General features: G+C 67.0%; 18 protein-coding genes. 8 read left to right on the forward strand and 10 right to left on the reverse strand.

Going from position 1 to position 17,761, the window contains the following annotated elements:
- The first annotated feature begins 64 nt into the window (after positions 1-64).
- Both ACCD06_RS12455 and ACCD06_RS12460 read left to right on the forward strand, forming a co-directional pair.
- Positions 65-319: a type II toxin-antitoxin system HigB family toxin gene (locus tag ACCD06_RS12455; RefSeq protein ID WP_413340975.1), complete on the forward strand. Its 255-nt coding sequence runs from the start codon at positions 65-67 to the stop codon at positions 317-319.
- 2 nt (positions 320-321) lie between these two features.
- Positions 322-696 (forward strand): helix-turn-helix domain-containing protein, encoded by a 375-nt coding sequence (locus ACCD06_RS12460; RefSeq protein ID WP_109073888.1) that lies wholly within the window; start codon positions 322-324, stop codon positions 694-696.
- Between the two features lie 55 nt (positions 697-751).
- Here ACCD06_RS12460 and ACCD06_RS12465 read toward each other — a convergent pair whose 3' ends face one another.
- Entirely contained in the window at positions 752-1,363 is a 612-nt protein-coding gene (locus ACCD06_RS12465) for an NAD(P)-dependent oxidoreductase (protein ID WP_413340977.1), read from the reverse strand.
- Between the two features lie 132 nt (positions 1,364-1,495).
- Here ACCD06_RS12465 and ACCD06_RS12470 point away from each other — a divergent pair, with 132 nt between their 5' ends.
- The gene (locus tag ACCD06_RS12470; protein WP_413340979.1) at positions 1,496-1,903 is read left to right on the forward strand and encodes a winged helix-turn-helix transcriptional regulator; all 408 of its coding nucleotides are present in this window, start codon (positions 1,496-1,498) and stop codon (positions 1,901-1,903) included.
- On the opposite strand, the gene ACCD06_RS12475 is transcribed toward ACCD06_RS12470, so the two are convergent.
- Positions 1,900-3,585 carry an alpha-amylase family protein gene (locus ACCD06_RS12475; RefSeq protein WP_413340981.1) on the reverse strand — a complete coding sequence of 562 codons (1,686 nt, stop codon included), beginning with the start codon at positions 3,583-3,585 and terminating at the stop codon, positions 1,900-1,902. The two genes, ACCD06_RS12470 and ACCD06_RS12475, sit on opposite strands and share 4 nt — an antisense overlap.
- A gap of 312 nt (positions 3,586-3,897) precedes the next feature.
- Between ACCD06_RS12475 and ACCD06_RS12480 the strand changes: the two genes are divergently transcribed.
- The gene (locus ACCD06_RS12480) at positions 3,898-4,119 is read left to right on the forward strand and encodes a hypothetical protein (protein WP_109073892.1); all 222 of its coding nucleotides are present in this window, start codon (positions 3,898-3,900) and stop codon (positions 4,117-4,119) included.
- Between the two features lie 93 nt (positions 4,120-4,212).
- Here ACCD06_RS12480 and oxlT read toward each other — a convergent pair whose 3' ends face one another.
- From oxlT to ACCD06_RS12495, 3 genes are all read right to left on the reverse strand, one after another.
- The gene (gene oxlT / locus ACCD06_RS12485) at positions 4,213-5,556 is read right to left on the reverse strand and encodes an oxalate/formate MFS antiporter (protein WP_109073893.1); all 1,344 of its coding nucleotides are present in this window, start codon (positions 5,554-5,556) and stop codon (positions 4,213-4,215) included.
- 661 nt (positions 5,557-6,217) lie between these two features.
- The gene (gene rsmD / locus ACCD06_RS12490; protein ID WP_413340984.1) at positions 6,218-6,778 is read right to left on the reverse strand and encodes a 16S rRNA (guanine(966)-N(2))-methyltransferase RsmD; all 561 of its coding nucleotides are present in this window, start codon (positions 6,776-6,778) and stop codon (positions 6,218-6,220) included.
- Entirely contained in the window at positions 6,759-8,159 is a 1,401-nt protein-coding gene (locus ACCD06_RS12495; RefSeq protein ID WP_413340986.1) for a pseudouridine synthase, read from the reverse strand. Before ACCD06_RS12495 ends, rsmD begins: the two co-directional genes overlap by 20 nt.
- A gap of 105 nt (positions 8,160-8,264) precedes the next feature.
- Here ACCD06_RS12495 and ACCD06_RS12500 point away from each other — a divergent pair, with 105 nt between their 5' ends.
- Complete coding sequence (locus ACCD06_RS12500; protein WP_413340988.1) at positions 8,265-8,717, forward strand: nucleoside deaminase; 453 nt, start codon at positions 8,265-8,267, stop codon at positions 8,715-8,717.
- Between the two features lie 242 nt (positions 8,718-8,959).
- A complete protein-coding gene (locus ACCD06_RS12505; protein WP_413340990.1) occupies positions 8,960-10,465 on the forward strand; it encodes a PAS domain-containing methyl-accepting chemotaxis protein in 1,506 nt (501 codons plus the stop codon).
- 69 nt (positions 10,466-10,534) lie between these two features.
- On the opposite strand, the gene ACCD06_RS12510 is transcribed toward ACCD06_RS12505, so the two are convergent.
- The 3 genes from ACCD06_RS12510 to purD all read right to left on the reverse strand — a co-directional run bounded on the left by ACCD06_RS12510 (position 10,535) and on the right by purD (position 12,619).
- Positions 10,535-10,927 (reverse strand): HEPN domain-containing protein, encoded by a 393-nt coding sequence (locus ACCD06_RS12510; protein ID WP_413340992.1) that lies wholly within the window; start codon positions 10,925-10,927, stop codon positions 10,535-10,537.
- On the reverse strand, positions 10,924-11,253 hold the full coding sequence (locus ACCD06_RS12515; protein WP_109073898.1) for a nucleotidyltransferase domain-containing protein: 330 nt from the start codon (positions 11,251-11,253) through the stop codon (positions 10,924-10,926). The genes ACCD06_RS12510 and ACCD06_RS12515 overlap by 4 nt, the downstream gene beginning before the upstream one ends.
- Before the next feature lie 79 nt (positions 11,254-11,332).
- The gene (purD, locus tag ACCD06_RS12520; protein ID WP_109073899.1) at positions 11,333-12,619 is read right to left on the reverse strand and encodes a phosphoribosylamine--glycine ligase; all 1,287 of its coding nucleotides are present in this window, start codon (positions 12,617-12,619) and stop codon (positions 11,333-11,335) included.
- A 73-nt stretch (positions 12,620-12,692) separates the two neighbouring features.
- On the opposite strand from purD, the gene xseA reads away from it, so the two are divergent.
- On the forward strand, positions 12,693-14,312 hold the full coding sequence (xseA, locus tag ACCD06_RS12525) for an exodeoxyribonuclease VII large subunit (RefSeq protein WP_413340995.1): 1,620 nt from the start codon (positions 12,693-12,695) through the stop codon (positions 14,310-14,312).
- A gap of 46 nt (positions 14,313-14,358) precedes the next feature.
- On the opposite strand, the gene pyrC is transcribed toward xseA, so the two are convergent.
- Together pyrC and ACCD06_RS12535 are read right to left on the reverse strand one after the other, a co-directional pair.
- Positions 14,359-15,414 (reverse strand): dihydroorotase, encoded by a 1,056-nt coding sequence (gene pyrC, locus ACCD06_RS12530; RefSeq protein WP_413340997.1) that lies wholly within the window; start codon positions 15,412-15,414, stop codon positions 14,359-14,361.
- Positions 15,415-15,582: 168 nt separating this feature from the next.
- Positions 15,583-16,161, reverse strand: a complete 579-nt coding sequence (locus ACCD06_RS12535) for a hypothetical protein (RefSeq protein WP_109073902.1) — start codon at positions 16,159-16,161, stop codon at positions 15,583-15,585.
- A gap of 192 nt (positions 16,162-16,353) precedes the next feature.
- Between ACCD06_RS12535 and hisS the strand changes: the two genes are divergently transcribed.
- On the forward strand, positions 16,354-17,703 hold the full coding sequence (gene hisS / locus ACCD06_RS12540; RefSeq protein WP_413340999.1) for a histidine--tRNA ligase: 1,350 nt from the start codon (positions 16,354-16,356) through the stop codon (positions 17,701-17,703).
- The last annotated feature ends 58 nt before the right edge of the window (positions 17,704-17,761 follow it).

Below are 17,761 nucleotides of genomic sequence, written 5' to 3' on the forward strand. Positions count from 1 at the left end.
GGAGCACATGTAAGCTCCCTCCATGAGGATCATTTCACGCCGAACTCTGCGGGAGCATTGGGAAATGCCCGGTCGGGGTGACAGCGAGGCGCCGTTGACGGATTGGTTCAACGTGGTTCGCAACGTCGACTGGCCGGATACGGCAGCCGTCAAGGCTCAGTTCCGCTCAGCGTCTTTCGTGGGTGACCAGGTGGTCTTCAACATCGCCGGCAACAAATACCGGCTCGTTGCCGGGATCGATTACCGGTACCGCACGGTTTATGTGAAATGGGTCGGTACGCATCGGGAATACGACTCCATCGACGTGAGGACGGTGTAATCATGGATATTCGCCCGATCCGGTCCGATCAGGATCACGCCGCCGCCCTGGAGGAAATCGACCGCCTGTGGGGCGCCGATCCCGACACCGCCGACGGTGCGCGGCTCGAAATCCTGATGATGCTGGTGGAGGCCTATGAAGAGGCGAACCACCCGATCCCGCCGAGCGATCCGATCAGCGCCATCGAGTTCATGATGGAACAGCGCGGGCTGACCCGGCACGATCTGGAACCGATGATCGGCAGCCGCGCCCGGGTCGCCGAGATCCTGAATCGCAAGCGTGCCTTGACCCTGCCGATGATCCGACGACTGGCGGAAGGCCTGCATATCCCCGTCGATATCCTGGTGCGCGACTATCCCGTCCAGCGGGCAGCCTGACTCGACTTCCTCAACACAACGGGCGGCGCCCTTTTCGAACGCCGCCCGCCTACCCTCAGTACCCCACCGTGAACCGCTTGCGCTCTTGCTTCGGCGTTTCGATTTCGTCGACCAGCGCCACGGCGAAGTCCTCGTAGCTGATCCAGCTGCGCCCAGCGCCGTCCACCAGCAGCGCGTCGTCGCCAAGGCGGAACTTGCCGGAGCGCTCGCCCAGCACGAACTCGGCGGAAGGCGACAGGAAGGTCCAGTTCAGGTCTGGCTCGGCCTTCAGACGGTCGAGGAACTCGGCGCCCTTGCTGGCTTCGGCCTTGTAGAGGTCCGGGAAATCCGGGGTGTCGATCAGGCGGACGCCGGGGGCGACCTCCAGGCTGCCGGCACCGCCGACCACCAGATAGCGCGGCACGCCCGATGCCTTCACCGCGCCGATCAGGCTGTCGGCATCGCTCATCAGGAACATCACGGCGCTGACCACCGCGTCATGGCCGGCCAGCAGCGGGGCAAGCGTCCCGGCATCGTTGCCGTCGCCGGCCTTCACCGTCAGGCCGGGGGCGGCGGCGACCTTGGTGGGGTCACGGACGATGGCGGTCACGCTATGGCCGCGGCGGAGCAGTTCGGCCTGGATACGGCTGCCGGCGCGGCCGGCGGCACCGATGATGGCGATCTTCATGGCGGGTGTCCTTTCACCAGGTTTCCAATGGTGACTTGATGGCCGGTTGGAAATCTGGTGTAAAGAAGGCACCTTTTCGTTACATGGTCACCCGTGCGTAACCGCGGGCAGCCGGCGGCCGGGGGATTTGTCATGCACCAGTGCGGAACCGATCAGGATGGAAACGCCTATGCCTCCGCTTGTCCGACGCGGCAAGCGCTGGACCGGATCGCCGACAAATGGACGGTGCTGATCCTCGGTCTGCTGGAAAGCGGGCCGATGCGCTTCAACCAGCTGCGCCGCGAGATCGAGGGCATCTCGCAGAAAATGCTGTCGCAGACCCTGAAAAGCCTGGAGCGCGACGGGCTGGTCAGCCGCAAGGTCTTCGCCACCGTGCCGGTCACCGTCGAATATTCGATCACGCCGCTGGGCGCGACGCTGGCCGAAACGCTGGTGCCCCTGCGCGTGTGGGCCGAGACCCACATCGCTCAGATGCTGGAAGCCCGGTCCGCCTATGACCGCAGCGACGAGGATGGACCGGCCCGGCTGGACGTCGCTTAGACCGACTTGCCCGGTTTCACGTCCGCCTCCGTCCGGCGCAGCAGGTAATCCAGCCCGCCGACCCGGAACCAGCGATAGCCATAGGCCTCCATCACCAGACGGTGGCGGCCCTCGGCGTCGGGTTCGCTGTGGTCCTCCGACAGCAGGTTGACCAGCCGGCAGGCCTCGCCGTGCCCGTCCACGTCCAGCACGATCTCGCAGGGCTTGTCCGACAGGTTGTGCAGAACCACCACGCCGTTGTTGCGCCAGTCATAACGCAGGGCCAGCACCTCCGGCCGGCCGGTCTTCAGGATGCGGAAGTCGCCCCAGCCGATTTCCGGGCACTCCTTGCGCATGCGGATGATGCGCTCGGTCCAGTTCAGCAGCGATTCGGGATCGCGGCGCTGGATCGCGGCGTTGATCCGCTCGAACCCGAAGACGCCGCCGCTGATGACCGGGCTTTCCGGTTCGTCGGACTTGGTGAAGCCGCCATGCGGCTCGTCCGACCATTGCATCGGCGTGCGGGCGCACTCGCGTTCGGGCAGCGACAGGTCGTCGCCCATGCCGATCTCATCGCCATAACGGATAACCGGCGTCCCCGGCAGGGTGAACATCAGGCTGTAGGCCAGCTCGATCCGCCGCCGGTCGTCGTGCAGCATCGGCGCCAGCCGCCGCCGGATGCCGCGGTCATAGAGCTGCATGGATTTTTCGGGCCCGAAGGCGGCGAAGACTGCCTGGCGCTGCTCGTCGGTCAGCCGGCCGAGGTCGAGCTCGTCATGGTTGCGCAGGAAGCAGCCCCATTGCGCGGTGGCCGGGCGCGGCTTGGTGATCTCCAACGCCTTGGCCAGCGGCCCGGTGTCGGCGGTGGCCAGCGCATAGAACAGGTGCTGGTTGACCTGGAAATTGAACATCATGTGGCAGCGGTCGCCGTCCTCGCCGAAATATTCCAGGTCGTCCTCCGGCAGGATGTTGGCCTCCGCCAGCAGCACGGCGTCACCGCGCCGCCACTGCACGAATTCGCGGAAGCTGCGCAGCATGCCGAACTGCTCCTTCGGCTTGGCGATGTCCGCTCCCTTCTCCGCGATGATGAAGGGAACGGCATCCATGCGGAACCCGGCGACGCCCAGCTGGATCCAGAAGCCCATGATCTTCAGCAGTTCGGCATGCACCTCCGGGTGCGAGGTGTTCAGGTCGGGCTGGAACTTGTAGAAGCGGTGGAAATACCAAGCCTTCGCTTCGCGGTCATAGGTCCAGGTCGATTTCTGCACGCCGGGAAAGACCATGCCCTTGTCGGCATTCTCCGGCTTCTTGTCGGACCAGACATACCAGTCGCGATACTTGCTGTCGGGATCGCTGCGGGCGTCCTTGAACCAGGGATGTTCGTCGGAGGTGTGGTTGATGACCAGATCGATGATGACGCGGATGCCGCGCTGTTCGCAGGCATGGGTGAACTCCACGAAGTCGCCCAACGTGCCGTAGCGGGGATCGACGCTGTAGTAATCGGCGACGTCATAGCCGCCGTCCTTCATCGGCGAGGTCTGGAACGGCCCCAGCCACAGGCAGGTCACCCCCAGCCCCTGCAGATAGTCCAATCGGCGCAAAAGCCCCTGGAAATCGCCGATGCCGTCGGCGTTGGCGTCCATGAAGGTCGATAGCGACAGATTGTAGATGACCGCGTTCTTGTACCAAAGGTCCCGGATCATGGCCGCTCCATCCCTTTTGCCGATCCCCGGCCCAAAGCGGGGCCGACAGGCGGGGAACAGCGGCAGGGCCGGTTTGGTTGCGCCGGAGGATCGGTCTTTGGCGGTATGAGGCCCTGCGGCAAAGTTGCAGGTCAGGCATCCGGCATCTGGCATGCAAAACTTTTTGCGGTGGCATGCCAGTTTGCTTATGTTGCAGCACAGCATGACTTGGCCGTCACCGTGGGCGATCGCCGTCCGCGGGGGATGCCGTTTGCGGACATGCGCTGTTGTTCCTGTCGACGCCCTCCCCTCCCCGATAAGGACGTTTTCCTCATGATCGAGACCCAGGCCCTTCTGTTCCTCGCGCTGACCGGCATGATCGGCCACGCCGTCTATATGGCCAGCGGCCGCGGCGGCTTCACCGTGATCGAGCCCGAGAAGGACGAGACGGAGGAAGAGCCGGGCATCCTGTTCTCCTCCGACCGCTTCCAGCAGGCGGCCCAGAATGAGGCGAAGTCCGACAAGGCCAAGGACCGCCCTTTCTGGATCGAATGAATGATGCGGCCGACGAAATGGGCCGGGGTGCTTTGCGCATCCCCGGCCCGCTTTCATCAGCCAGTTCCCTGAACCAGCCCCCCAACCGTCCCCTTACCCGTTGGCGGTGCTGGCGGCGGCCCCGACCGGGACGGAATGTCCGGTTTCACCCTGCTCGGCACGGCGCGCCAGTTCGGCGTTGCGGGCATGGTGTCGGGCCAGCATCGGCTTCAGAACCAGCAGCGCACAGGCCGCCGCGGTCAGGTCCATGGTGGCCGTGACGTACAGCACGGTCGCCCAGGTGCCGGTGGCTTCCATCAGCAGGTTGCCCATCGGCACCAGCAGCGCCGCGACACCCTTGGCGCAGTAGAGGACGCCGTAGATCTTGCCGGCATGCTTGGTGCCGAAGGTGTCGGCCGAGGTGGCGCTGAACAGGCTGTAGACTTCGCCCCAGGCCAGGAAGACCATGCCACTGAGGATCAGGAACATCATCGGGTCGTGGCCGAAGCGGCTCAGCATGATGATGCCGACGCCTTCCAGCGTGAAGGCGACGAACATGGTCGCCTCACGGCCGATGTGATCCGAAATGAAGCCGAACAGCGGGCGCGAGATGCCGTTCATCACGCGGTCCAGCATCAGGGCGAAGGGCAGAGCCGCCATGGTCAGGCCGAAGACGCTGACCGGGGCTTCCTTCACGCCCAGATCGTGGGCGATGACGCCCAGCTGGGCCACCGCCATCAGGCCGCCGGTGACGGTGCCGATGAACATCGCCCACATCACCCAGAACACTGGCGTGCGGACCGCTTCGCCCAGCGTGTAGTCGCGGCGGGTCTGCGCGACCTTCGTGGAGGCCTTGACCTGCTCCTTCTGCGGCATGCGCAGGAACAGCGCAGCGCAGATGATGATGGCGCCCTGCACCAGACCGAACCAGAAGAAGGCCGACTGATAGCCGCTGCTGTGGATCATCGCCGAGATCGGCAGGATGGTGAGCGCCGAACCGGCGCCATAGCCGCCCGCCGTCAGGCCGACCGCCAGACCGCGCTTTTCCGGGAACCACTTCAGCGCGTTGTTGACGCAGGTGGCGTAGACGCACCCGACGCCGATGCCGCCGATGGCCGAGCCGACATACAGCATGCTGAGCGTGCCGGCATAGCTGTCGATGATCCAGGACAGGCCGGTGAAGAAGCCGCCGGCGGCGACGATCACGCGGGGGCCGTATTTGTCGATGAAATAGCCCTCGATCGGCGTCAGCCACGTCTGCACGACGACGAAGATGGTGAAGGCGGTCTGGATCGATGCGCGCGTCCAGCCATGGGTTGCCTGGATTTCTGGGACGAACAGCGTCCAGGCATACTGGATGTTGGCCGCCGCCACCATGCAGACGATGCCGACGACGATCTGCGTCCAGCGGACCGCATCGGTCACCGGCGGCGCCGATGCCGCCGGTTGTGAATTCATATGAGCCATCGTGCCTCCCGTTTAACTTGCCTGAGCCGGCGGCGCGGCCCCTCTCCCGGGGACCGGCACGCCAATCACGATTGCGGAATGACCCGGACGGACCGCTCTTGCTGACGGTTCCTTTCCGGAACTCGGCGCGGATGCCGACAATCGCTCGGAGTTCGATTGTCCCGATTTAGGAATGCCAGATATGTAATCTGGTATGCCAAAACCGGGGACAAAAAGACACCGACGGACGGATCGACGCCGTATGCATACAGTCAGACAAAGTAAAAGCTACAATTCGCGTCGCGCCGGATGCCCGGTCCACACCGGTTCTTGTGTCGGTTCACCCGCTTTGACGTAGGTTCTGCAAAAAGAAGCCGTGCCGGTACCTGCACGGCCCCCTCGAACGAGGGTGTGCAGTCTTAGGAGATAGATAGATGCCGCCGTTTCCATAAGGAACCGCATCGGCGACACATGATTTTTTGCTCGGATTGTTTTGGAACTCAACAGTCCGTTTCGTCTTTCCGCATGATGGAAAAACACGGATGTCCGTCTTGGAACGCAAGGGATGCGTCACCACCGGCCTTTGGGCATGGTCGGCAAAAAATGAAACTCGGGGGATTGAAACAGCGGACCGGCGACCCCGGGGAGGGGGCCGCGGTATTCGTCCCTGCGGTCAGGCCGGGCGGCGGACCGTCAGGAAGGCGACGCGGGTGTCGCCATAGCGGCGTTCATCGACCGCCGTGAAACCGTCGGGAAGAGGCAAGGGGTCGCGATCGGCAACCTCAACCACCGCGAGAGCGCCGTCGGCCAGCCAGCCGGCGCGCAGCAACCCCTCCAGCGCGCGCGGCGCCAGCCCCTGGCCATAGGGCGGGTCGAGGAAGGCCAGCGTGCAGGCGTGGGACGCCGGGGGTGGCTTGGTCGCGTCGGCGCGCAGGATTTGAGCGTTCGCCGCTTCGCGCAACGCCTCTACATTGGCGCGCACGGCGTCCAGCGCCGGCCGGCCCATGTCGAGGAAGCCGCACCAGGACGCCCCGCGCGACAGGGCTTCCAGCCCCAGCGCGCCGGTGCCGCAGAAGGCGTCGACAACCGCGGCGCCCTCGAACTCGGGCGCCCAGTCGGCATGGGCCAGGATGTTGAAGATGGCTTGCCGGGTGCGGTCGGTGGTGGGGCGGGTGTCGCGCCCGCCCGGCGCCACCAGACTGCGGCCGCGATGCTTACCGCCGACGATCCGCACGCGGGCGCTCCGTCCGTCCGCCGGCACCGCCACCGGACCTGTCGCCGCCACCCTTCGGCCCGCCCCGCGGCGCCGGGCCGGCACCCTTCGGGCCGTTCCCCTTCGGGCCGGCGGATTTGGGACCCGCAGTTTTGGGTCCTGCCGCCTTGGACTCGGCCGCCTTGAAGCCCGGAGCCTTGCCGTCTCTCGGCTTAGCCTCCCGGGGCTTGGCATCCCGCGAACGGGCGCCTTCGGAGCGCGGGGACTCGGACCGGCCTGCGTCGGGCCGCCGGGTGTCGGACCGCGCGCCCTCCGGCTTGCCGGGACGACCCGGCTTGGCCGCCGCACCACCGCCCAGCGACAGGGTGCCACGGGTCGATGCGCCGCGCCGGGCCGGCTTGGCCTCTTCGGTGCGGGCGGCTTCGGCCTCGTGCCGCTTGGTGGCGGAGCGCGGCGCGCGCTTCGGAGCGGTTTTGGCGTCCGCCTTCGCATCCGTCTTGCCGGTCGGACGGCCGCCGGAAGCCGCCTTCGCCGGAGCGGCCTTCACCGCCGCATCGGCGCGTGCCTTCGCGCGTTGCTTGGTCCCGGATTCGGCAGGCTCCGCCCCTTCGGGCGTGCCGAAGAAGGGGGCGATCTGTTCACGGACGACGCGCTTCGGCACCTCCTCGACGGCGCCCTCCTCCAGCTTGCCGAGTTGGAAGGGGCCATAGGCGACGCGGATCAGCCGGTTCACCTGGAGCCCAAGCGACTCCATGACCTTGCGGATCTCGCGGTTCTTGCCTTCCTTCAGGCTGACGGTCAGCCAGGCATTGCGGCCCTGGATGCGGTCCAGCGCGGCCTCGATCGGGCCGTACTTGACGCCTTCGATGGTCGGCCCCTTCTCCAGCGCCGCCAGTTGCCGCTCGTCCACCTCGCCGAAGACGCGCACGCGGTAGCGGCGGGTCCAGCCGGTGGCCGGCAGTTCCAGGAAGCGTGCCAGTTCGCCATCGTTGGTCAGCAGCAGCAGCCCCTCGGTCGTCAGGTCGAGACGGCCGATGGAGACCACGCGCGGCAACTCGGGCGGCAGGCGGTCGAAGACGGTTTCGCGCCCCTTCTCGTCACGGGCGGTGGTAACCAGCCCCGACGGCTTGTGATAGCGCCACAGGCGGGCCGGCTCCGGCTCCGGAATGACCTTGCCGTCGACCTGCACGATATCGCCGGGGCGCACCACGCAGGCGGGGCTGTCGAGCACGCGGCTGTTGACCGCGACGCGGCCCTCGGCGATCCAGCGTTCGGCGTCGCGGCGCGAGCAGAGCCCGGCGCGCGCCAGTCGCTTGGCGATGCGTTCGCCGCCGTCGGCGGCGGGGCCGGCGGCAGGGGTGGCGGCGGATTTGGATTTCTTGGCGGTATCGGAGCGGTCCATGGCCGGACCATAGGGCCTGGACGCGCCGCCCGCAACACGAGTCCAGTGCCCGGACGCCGGAATCCGGTTGACGCGCTCCCGGCGGGGTTGGCACCTTGCCCGGCCATGCCGTCTCCCCGCTATATGGACCTTGCCTTCGCCGCCGCCGAGGCCGCCGCCGCGCGTGGCGAGGTGCCGGTTGGCGCCGTCGTCGTCGACCCCGCGACGGGCACCGTCCTCGCCACCGCCGGCAACCGCACCGAGGAGCTGTGCGACCCCTCCGCCCATGCCGAGTTGCTGGCGATCCGCGAGGCCTGCGCCGCCCGCGGCCAGCCCCGCCTGCCCGGCTGCGACCTGTATGTGACTCTGGAACCCTGCGCACTGTGCGCCGCGGCGATCAGTTTCGCCCGCATCCGGCGGGTCTATTACGGTGCCTATGATCCCAAGGGGGGCGCGGTGGACCACGGTCCGCGCTTTTTCACTCAGCCCACCTGCCACCACGTGCCGGAGGTCTACAGCGGCATCGGGGAAACACGGGCGGGCGCGCTGCTGCGGGGATTCTTCAGGGAGCGGCGGTGAGCGCCCCGCGGGTCTCAGCCGGTTCCGCGACGCAATGTTATTGCCGGCGCCGTGCAATTGAATTGCGCAACGGTCAGGCTTATGCCCCGCAACTCATGCCATAGCAAAGACAGGTGAAAATCCCCCTTCCGGAACAACCGACGCATATAGTTCGTGTAAATACGGTTCACTCTGTTAAGTGTTTGTTTAGCGAATATATGCTCATGATGCGCTGACCGCCTTCAGCCATCAGGAGTTACGAAATGTTGTCGTTCCGCAAGCCGCAGGACAATCAGGCCGCCGAAGAGCTGGCCCTGCTGGGGCGCCATGCGGGTGTCGGGCTTTGGGATGCGGTGATCCACGACGGCGATCCGATGCACGCGCAAAGCCGTTGGCACTGGTCGCCGGAGTTCCGCCGACTCGCCGGCTTCGACCGCGACGACAAGGCAGGCTTTCCGGACAAGGTCGGTTCCTGGGCCGACCGGCTGCATCCGGACGATGCCAAGCCGACCTTCGACGCCTTCATGGCCTGCCTGAACGACCGCAGCGGCCGTACCGGCTACGATGTGAATTACCGGCTGAAGGTGAAGGACGGCAGCTATCGCTGGTTCCGCGCCATCGGCGGTGTCGCTCGCGACAGCAGCGGTCTGGCGCTGCGTGCCTGCGGTTCCCTGATCGACATCGATGCCGAGCGCAATGAACTGGAGCGGGCAAAGCTGCTCGACCGCCACGCTGGTGTCGGGTTGTGGGATGCGGTCTTCCACAATGGCGATCCGATGCATGCGCAGAGCCGTTGGCATTGGTCGCCGGAATTCCGCCGTCTCGCCGGCTTCGACCGCGACGACAAGGCAGGCTTTCCGGACAAGGTCGGTTCCTGGGCCGACCGGCTGCATCCGGACGATGCCAAGCCGACCTTCGACGCATTCATGGCCTGCCTGAACGACCGCAGCGGCCGTACCGGCTATGATGTCGATTACCGGCTGAAGGTTAAGGACGGCAGCTATCGCTGGTTCCGCGCCATCGGCGGCGTCGCCCGCGACAACAACGGCGTGGCGTTGCGCGCCTGCGGATCGCTGATCGACATCGATGCGGAGAAGCTGTCCGAACTGCGACAGGTGGAGATGGACGGCGAGCGCCGCCGCACCGTTTCCGGGCTTGCCGAATCGCTGGACCGCGAGGTGGGCACCGCCGCCGACCGCGCCACCGCCAACGCCCAGACCGTCGCCGCCGCGACGGAGGAGCTGTCGGCCTCGATCTCCGACATCAGCAGCCGCGCCAACGAGGCATCGGGCGCCTCGCTGAAGGCGTCCGAGGAGGCGTCGCGCACCAACGCCGCGGTGGAAGCCCTGGTCACTTCGGCGGAGCGCATCGGCGCCATCACCAAGCTGATCAACAGCATTGCGTCGCAGACCAACCTGCTGGCGCTCAACGCGACCATCGAGGCCGCCCGCGCCGGAGAGGCCGGCCGCGGCTTCGCCGTCGTGGCGAATGAGGTAAAGTCGCTGGCCCAGCAGAGCGGCAGTGCCGCCGACGACATCGCCGCGCAGATCGCCTCGGTCCAGCAGGAAGCGCTGCACGCCGTCGACGCCATCCGCCGCATCGGCGCCATCGTCACCGACGTCCAGCAGATCTCCACCACCATCGCCGCCGCCGTATCGCAGCAGGAATCGGCGACCAAGGAGATCGCCCACAGCGTCACCCGCGTGGTCCGCGACATCGAGGTGGTGTCGCAGAACATCGCAACCGCGTCGGAACGGCTGCGGGCGTGATGCTGACATGAAAAGGGGGCGCAGCGATGCGCCCCCCTATTCCATGGAAAATATGCGCCGGGGGATTTTTCAGGAAGCGGCGGTCAGCAGAGAGCGGACGTCACCGAGGAAATGTTCGGCGTTGGCGAGATGCTTGGCCGCACGCTCGCGCGTCACGTCCGCCGCGGGTTCCTCGTAATCGGTCAGCAGGCGGTCGCGCAATGCCGCCGCAAGCGCCTGGGCATGCTCCATCGGCATCAGACCGGGCTTCGCGACATGTTCGAAGAAAAGAGCCTGTACGCCCCGATGCGACTTCGAGCCGAATCCGTAACGGGTCAGGATCGCCAATGCCGCCAATTCCATCGCCAGATGCGCACGATTGACGCAGTCACGCGGAAATCCACCCGAATAAAGGAGCTTTGCGGCGTTCAGAGCTTCTTCGGCCCGGCCCAATCGTGCCAGAGGATCAATGGTTCCGGTCACACCGGCACTCCCTGCTCCCGAACCGTCTTGATCAGCGGATGTTGGGACGTGCGCAACGTCCGTACCGACCAGACGAAAGGCTGGACGATCCGGCCCGCGTCCATGGTCGGCACGAAAGCGATGTCCATGACCCGATCCGCCTCCTCCAGCGGATCGGCCGGCTCATCCTTCAGGATCACGGCCAGATCGAGATCGGACTCGTCGGTATAGTCGTCGCGCGACCGTGAGCCGAACAACAGAATCGAATCCAGACGGGAGCCGAAGACGGCTTCGGCCCCCTGGCGGAATGCGGCGATGGCCGCGCGGGTCTGGGGAGCGGTGTCCATACCGGGGCAAACGGCTTCAGTTGGGACCAAGTTCAAAATAGTCCCTTCGAGACTGCTTTTGTAGGTTCTTCCCTTACCCTTACCGCCCCACCGCCCGCCAGCCGATGTCGCGGCGGCAGAAGCCGTCCGGCCAGTCCAGCGCGTCCACCGCCTTGTAGGCCGCCGCCTGCGCCTCCGCCACCGTCGGGGCCAGCGCGGTGACGCCCAGCACCCGGCCGCCGACCGACAACACCCGGCCGTCCTCGGCCCGCTTGGTGCCGGCGTGGAAGACGGTCACATTCTCCACCGCGCCGGCCTTGTCCAGCCCGCGAATCTCGGTGTTCTTGGCATAGTCCCCCGGATAGCCGTTGGCCGCCATAACCACGCAAAGCGCGGTCTGGTCGTGCCAGCGCAGGTCGATGCTGTCCAGCACCCCGTCGGCCGCCGCCACCAGCGCCGCCAGCGCGTCGGACTTCAGCCGCATCATCAGCGTCTGGCATTCCGGGTCGCCGAAGCGGACGTTGAACTCCAGCGTCTTCGGCACCGGGCCGTCCGGCGTCTGCATGATCATCAGGCCGGCAAACAGAACGCCCTTGAACGGCTTGCCTTCCGCCGCCATGCCCTTGACCGTCGGCAGGATGATCTCGCGCATCACGCGATCCTGCAGGTCGGGGGTCAGCACCGGCGCGGGGGAATAGGCGCCCATCCCGCCGGTGTTGGGACCGGTGTCGCCGTCGCCCACCGCCTTGTGGTCCTGGGCGGATGCCAGCGGCAGCGCGTTCTCACCGTCGCACAGCGCGAAGAAGCTGACCTCCTCGCCGTCCAGGAACTCCTCCACCACCACCTCGGCACCGGCGGCGCCGAAACGGCCGCCGACTAGCGCGTCGTCGATGGCCTCGAAGGCTTCCTGCTCGGTGCGGGCGACGGTGACGCCCTTGCCGGCGGCGAGCCCGTCGGCCTTCACCACGATGGGCGCGCCATGCTTGCGGACATAGGCCTTGGCGGCCTCCGGGTCCTTGAAACGCTCGTAGAAGGCGGTGGGCACCCCGTATTTCGCCAGGATGTCCTTCATGAAGCCCTTGGAGCCTTCAAGCTCCGCCGCCGCGGCGCTGGGGCCGAAGGCCTTGACGCCCAGCGCGGTCAGCTTATCCACCAGCCCCAGCACCAGCGGGCCTTCCGGACCGACGACGACGAAGTCGATGGCATTGTCCTGGACGAAGCGCACCAACCCATCAACGTCTTCCGACCCGATGGGAACCAGCGTGGCGACATCGGCGATGCCGGCGTTGCCCGGCGCGCAATAGAGCGCGTCACACAGCGGCGAGTTGGCAATGGCCCAGCAGAGCGCGTGCTCACGACCGCCCGATCCGACGACGAGGACTTTCATGGGGTGGCGCTCCTTCCGCCTTGTTGCGATCTGCGCGCCTTGTATCATGGCGGCGCCCCAACTCAAGAGCGCCATGACGTCCGAAAACGCACCCCTCATCGCCCCCGAACCGCGCCCCGGCTCCAACCTGCCGGAATTCACCGTCGGCGACCTCGCCCGCCGGCTGAAGCGCAGCATCGAGGAGGAATTCGGCTTCGTCCGCGTCCGCGGCGAGATCAGCCAACCGAAGAAGCACAGCTCCGGCCATTGCTACATGCGGCTCAAGGACGACACCGCGGTGATCGAGGCGGTGTGCTGGCGCGGCACCATGGCGAAGCTGGCGGTCCGGCCGGAGGAAGGGCTGGAGGTCATCGTCACCGGCCGCATGACCACCTACCCCGGCCGCTCGCAATACCAGCTGATCGTCGAGTCGATGGAGCTGGCCGGCGAAGGCGCCCTGCTGAAGATGCTGGAGGAGCGCAAGCGCCGGCTGGCGGCGGAGGGGCTGTTCGACCCCGCCCGCAAGAAGCGGATCCCCTTCCTGCCCGACGTGATCGGCGTAGTCACCTCCCCCACCGGCGCGGTCATCCGCGACATCCTGCACCGGCTGAACGACCGCTTCCCCCGCCATGTCCTGCTGTGGCCGGTCGCCGTCCAGGGCGAGCGCGCGGCGGCCGAGGTGACGGCGGCCATCGAGGGCTTCAACCGCATCCAACCTGGTGGCCGCATCCCCCGACCGGATCTGATCATCGTGGCGCGCGGCGGCGGCTCGCTGGAGGACCTGATGGCCTTCAACGAGGAGAATGTGGTGCGCGCCGCGGCGGCCAGCGCCATCCCGCTGATCTCCGCCGTCGGGCACGAGACCGACACCACCCTGATCGACTTCGCGTCCGACCTGCGCGCGCCCACCCCGACCGCCGCCGCCGAGATGGCGGTGCCGGTGCGCGGCGAGCTGCTCGCCCAGATCCTGGACGATGAGCGCCGGCTGCTCGCCAGCGCATCGCGCGCGGTGGAGGATCGCCGAAACCGGGTGGAGGGGTTGGCCCGAGGCCTCGGCGATCCCCGCGCCCTCCTGGAAGGCCATGCCCAGCGGCTGGACGATCGTGCCGAACGGTTGAACCTTGCCGCCTCCGCGCTGCTGGAGCGGCGACGCACCCGCGTCGGCGAGCTGGCCGCCAAGCTACGCCACCCGCGCGAGAAGCTGGCCCAGGCCGAACAGAGATTGTCGTCGGAGAGCCGGGCGCTCGACTCGGCGCTGCGCCATGCAGTGACCACCGCCGGCGGACGCTTCGACCGCGTGGCCGGCCGGCTGTCGCTGACCCCGGCGCGGGTGAAGCTGACGGATGGCGAGCGCCGCGTAGCCGACCTGACGCCGCGGCTCGACCGCAGCTATGCCAAGGGTGTCGCCGACAAGGCGGCCAAGCTGGCGTCGCTCGGCCAATTGCTGGAAAGTTACAGCTACAAGGGCGTGCTGGCCCGCGGCTTCGCCCTGGTCGAGGACCGGGACGGCCGCCCGGTGACCCGCGCCGATCAGGCGACGCCGGGGCTAGCCGTCAACATCGTCTTCGCCGACGACGCCAAAGTTGCAGCAACCATCGACGGCGGCGCCCCGAAGGCGGAGGTCAAGACCGAGGCGCCGGCGGAGGCCAAGCCGGAGAAGAAGGCGGCTCCGCGCAAGCCGCGGGTGGTGCCGGTGCAGGGGACACTTTTCTGAGGTCGGATGCCGCGCCCGCATCGGAGGGGCGCGGCATCCGAACCGGTCACACCGCGCCCGCGAAGCTCCAGCGCAGGGTCTCGCCACTGCGGAAGGGCAGGACGGCGTCGCCTTCGCTGACCAGGATCAGGTCGGGGGTAACCGATGGGCGGCGTTCCAGCGCCACGTGCTCCTCGCTGACCGGCAGGTTGTAGAAACGCGGGCCGTTCAGGCTGGCGAAGGCTTCCAGCTTGTCGAGCGCACCGGCCTCGTCGAAGGCCTCGGCGTAGAGTTCCAGCGCGTTGGCGGCGGTGAAGCAGCCGGCGCATCCGCAGGCCGACTCCTTGGCCGTGACCGTGTGCGGAGCAGTGTCGGTGCCCAGGAAGAACGGCCCCTCGCCGGAAATCGCCGCCTCGACCAGAGCCACCCGGTGGATTTCGCGCTTGGCGATCGGCAGGCAGTAGAGGTGCGGGCGGATGCCGCCCTGGAAAATGTGGCTGCGGTTGATCAGCAGGTGATGCGCGGTGATGGTGGCGCCGATCCGGCCGCTGGCGGCATGCGCCCGCACGAACTGCACGGCGTCGGCCGTGGTCACATGCTCCAGCACCACGCGCAGGGTCTGGTGACGCTCCAACAGCGGGGCCAGGATGGTGTCGATGAACACCGCCTCGCGGTCGAAGATATCGACCGACTGGTCGGTCACCTCTCCATGGATCAGCAGCGGCATGCCGATCTCCGCCATCCGCTCCAGCACCGGGGCGATGCGGGCGATGTCGGTGACGCCATGGGCGCTGTTGGTGGTGGCGTTGGCGGGATAGAGCTTGGCGGCGGCGAACACCCCGTCCTTGAAGCCCTGGGCCAGATCATCGGCGTCGGTGCCGTCGGTCAGATAGGCGGTCATCAACGGGGTGAAGTCCACGCCGTCCGGCAGGGCCGCCAGGATGCGCTCGCGATAGGCTACGGCATCAGCGGCCGTCGCCACCGGAGGCTTCAGGTTCGGCATGACGATGGCGCGGCCGAACTGGCGGGCGGTGAAGGGCAGAACCGCCTTCAGCATGGCGCCGTCGCGCAGATGGACATGCCAGTCGTCGGGACGGCGGATGACAAGACGGTCGTTCGGCATGGATCGGGTCCCGGCGCTGGTGTCGAGGAAGGTGGCGAGCTTGGACGACGTTCTATCGCCATCGCCGCCGCATCTCAACAGAACCGGGACGCCGCATCCTCGTGCCGGAGCGCCTCCCCACCCGCCGGCCGGCGTTGGCGGGTGGGCAGGCGCAGCCGGAATGCAGCTTTACTGAATGGTGGTCGAGGTCTTCACCCCCAGTATGTTGTCGATCTTCGCGGCCTGCTCCGCCGTCACCGGCTTGCCGCCAATGGTGGCGAGCTGCTGCCGGGCCTCAGCCATGGCCTTGTCGCGGGCTGCGCTGTCCTTCAGCGCATGCGCGGCCAGCATCTGCTCGTGATACTTGCCGAGCTGGACCGTCAGCTGCTCGGTCGGCTTGGCGCCCAGTTCCTTGGCGACGGCATCGGCCTGGGTCTTGGTCACCTCGGCCTTCGGCGTGGCCGCGACCTGCTCATGCTTGGTCTTGCCGGCATCGGCCTTGGTCGCGTCGGCCTTCGGCGCCTCGTGCTTCGTGGCTTCGGTCTTGGTGGTCTCGCTCTTGGTGACGGCCTTATGGTCGGTCTTCTGCTCGACCTTCGGCGCAGTCGTGGTGGAGTCGGTCGTCGCGGCGGGGGCGGACGCGGCCGGCGCGGCCGGAACGACCGTTGCGGCACCCGCGCTCAGCACGGGGGCTGCCGCCATCAGGGCGGCAAACGCAAGGGTCGAAACGGACGAGCGGATACGCGACCCAAAGATGGTGCCGGACATTTGGTTTCTCCATTTCGGTGAACGATCCGCGCTGCGGGATCGTGCTTAGATGAACGCCGCCCCGCCGCCGTTCATTCCACGCCCTTCCAAAAAATTTCGCGGCCACTGAAAAATTTTCCGGCGCAGGTGACGGGGCCGGCGAAAGGGGCTAGAAAACGCACGCTTTTCCTATCCAAGCGCGGACCCTCTCCGATGAGCCTGATCACGCCCCGCACCCCGCCCGGAACGATGGAGCTGCTGCCGCGCCAGCAGGTGGCCTTCCAGCGCATGCTGGACACCATCCGCCGCGGCTACGAGCGGTTCGGCTTCGTCCCCGTCGAAACCCCGGTGTTCGAGACGGTGGACACGCTGCTGACCAAGTCGGGCGGCGAGACGGAGAAGCAGGTCTATTTCGTCCAGTCCACCGGAGCGATCCAGCAGGGCAACAAGCCGGAACTGGCGCTGCGCTTCGACCTGACCGTGCCGCTCGCCCGCTATGTGGCGGAGCATGAGCGCGATCTCGCCTTTCCCTTCCGCCGCTATCAGATCCAGCGGGTCTACCGCGGCGAGCGGGCGCAGCGCGGGCGCTTCCGCGAATTCTACCAGTGCGACATCGACGTGATCGGCAAGGACAGCCTGTCCGCCCATTACGACGCCGAGATCCCGGCGGTGATCCACCATGTCTTCACCGAGCTGAACTTCGGCGGCTTCACCATCAACGTGAACAACCGCAAGATCCTGCTGGGCCTGCTCGACGGTCTGGGCGTTGCCGACGCCGACACCCGCGTCCTGGTTCTGCGCGAGATCGACAAGCTGGACAAGATCGGCCGCGACAAGGTGCGCGCGAGCCTCCTGGGCCTCGGCGTGACCGAGCATGCCGCCGACACCATCCTGTCGCTGATCGACATGAAGGGCACGAACGCCGAAACGCTGGCCGCACTCGGCGCGCTCGACATCGAGAACGCCATCTTCCGCGAAGGCGTCGGCGAACTGACCACCGTCATCGAGGGGCTGAAGGCCTTCCAGGTGCCGGAGGGGACGGTGCGCATCAACCTCGCCATCGCGCGCGGCCTCGATTACTACACCGGCACCGTCTACGAGACCTTCCTGAACGACCATCCCGGCATCGGTTCGGTCTGCTCGGGCGGGCGCTACGAGAATCTCGCCAGCCACTACACCAAGTCGAAGCTGCCCGGCGTCGGCATCTCCATCGGCGCCACCCGCCTGTTCTACCAGCTGATGGAGGCCGGCATCATCAAGGACGCCGCCCCCACCGCGCAGGTGCTGGTGACGCAGATGGACCCGGCTCTGTCCGCCAACTATTTCCGCATGGCAAGCGAGCTGCGCGCCGCCGGCATCAACACGGAAATCCAGCTGGACGGCGGCAAGATCGCCAAGCAGATGAAGTATGCCGACCGCGCCGGCATCCCCGTCGTCCTGCTGATGGGCTCCGACGAGAAGGCCCGCGGCACCGCGACCCTGAAGCATCTGGTCAAGGGCGAGCAGGTCGAGGTTCCGCTGGGTGAACTGGCGGTGCGGACGAAGGCATTGCTGGAGGGGTGAGGGGTACCGCCTTAAACTCCCCGTTAACCATAAATCCCCTATCGTTCCGGCCTACACC

This window comes from Azospirillum sp. CT11-132 (genome assembly GCF_047302835.1).
In the GTDB taxonomy this organism is placed as follows: Bacteria; Pseudomonadota; Alphaproteobacteria; order Azospirillales; family Azospirillaceae; genus Azospirillum.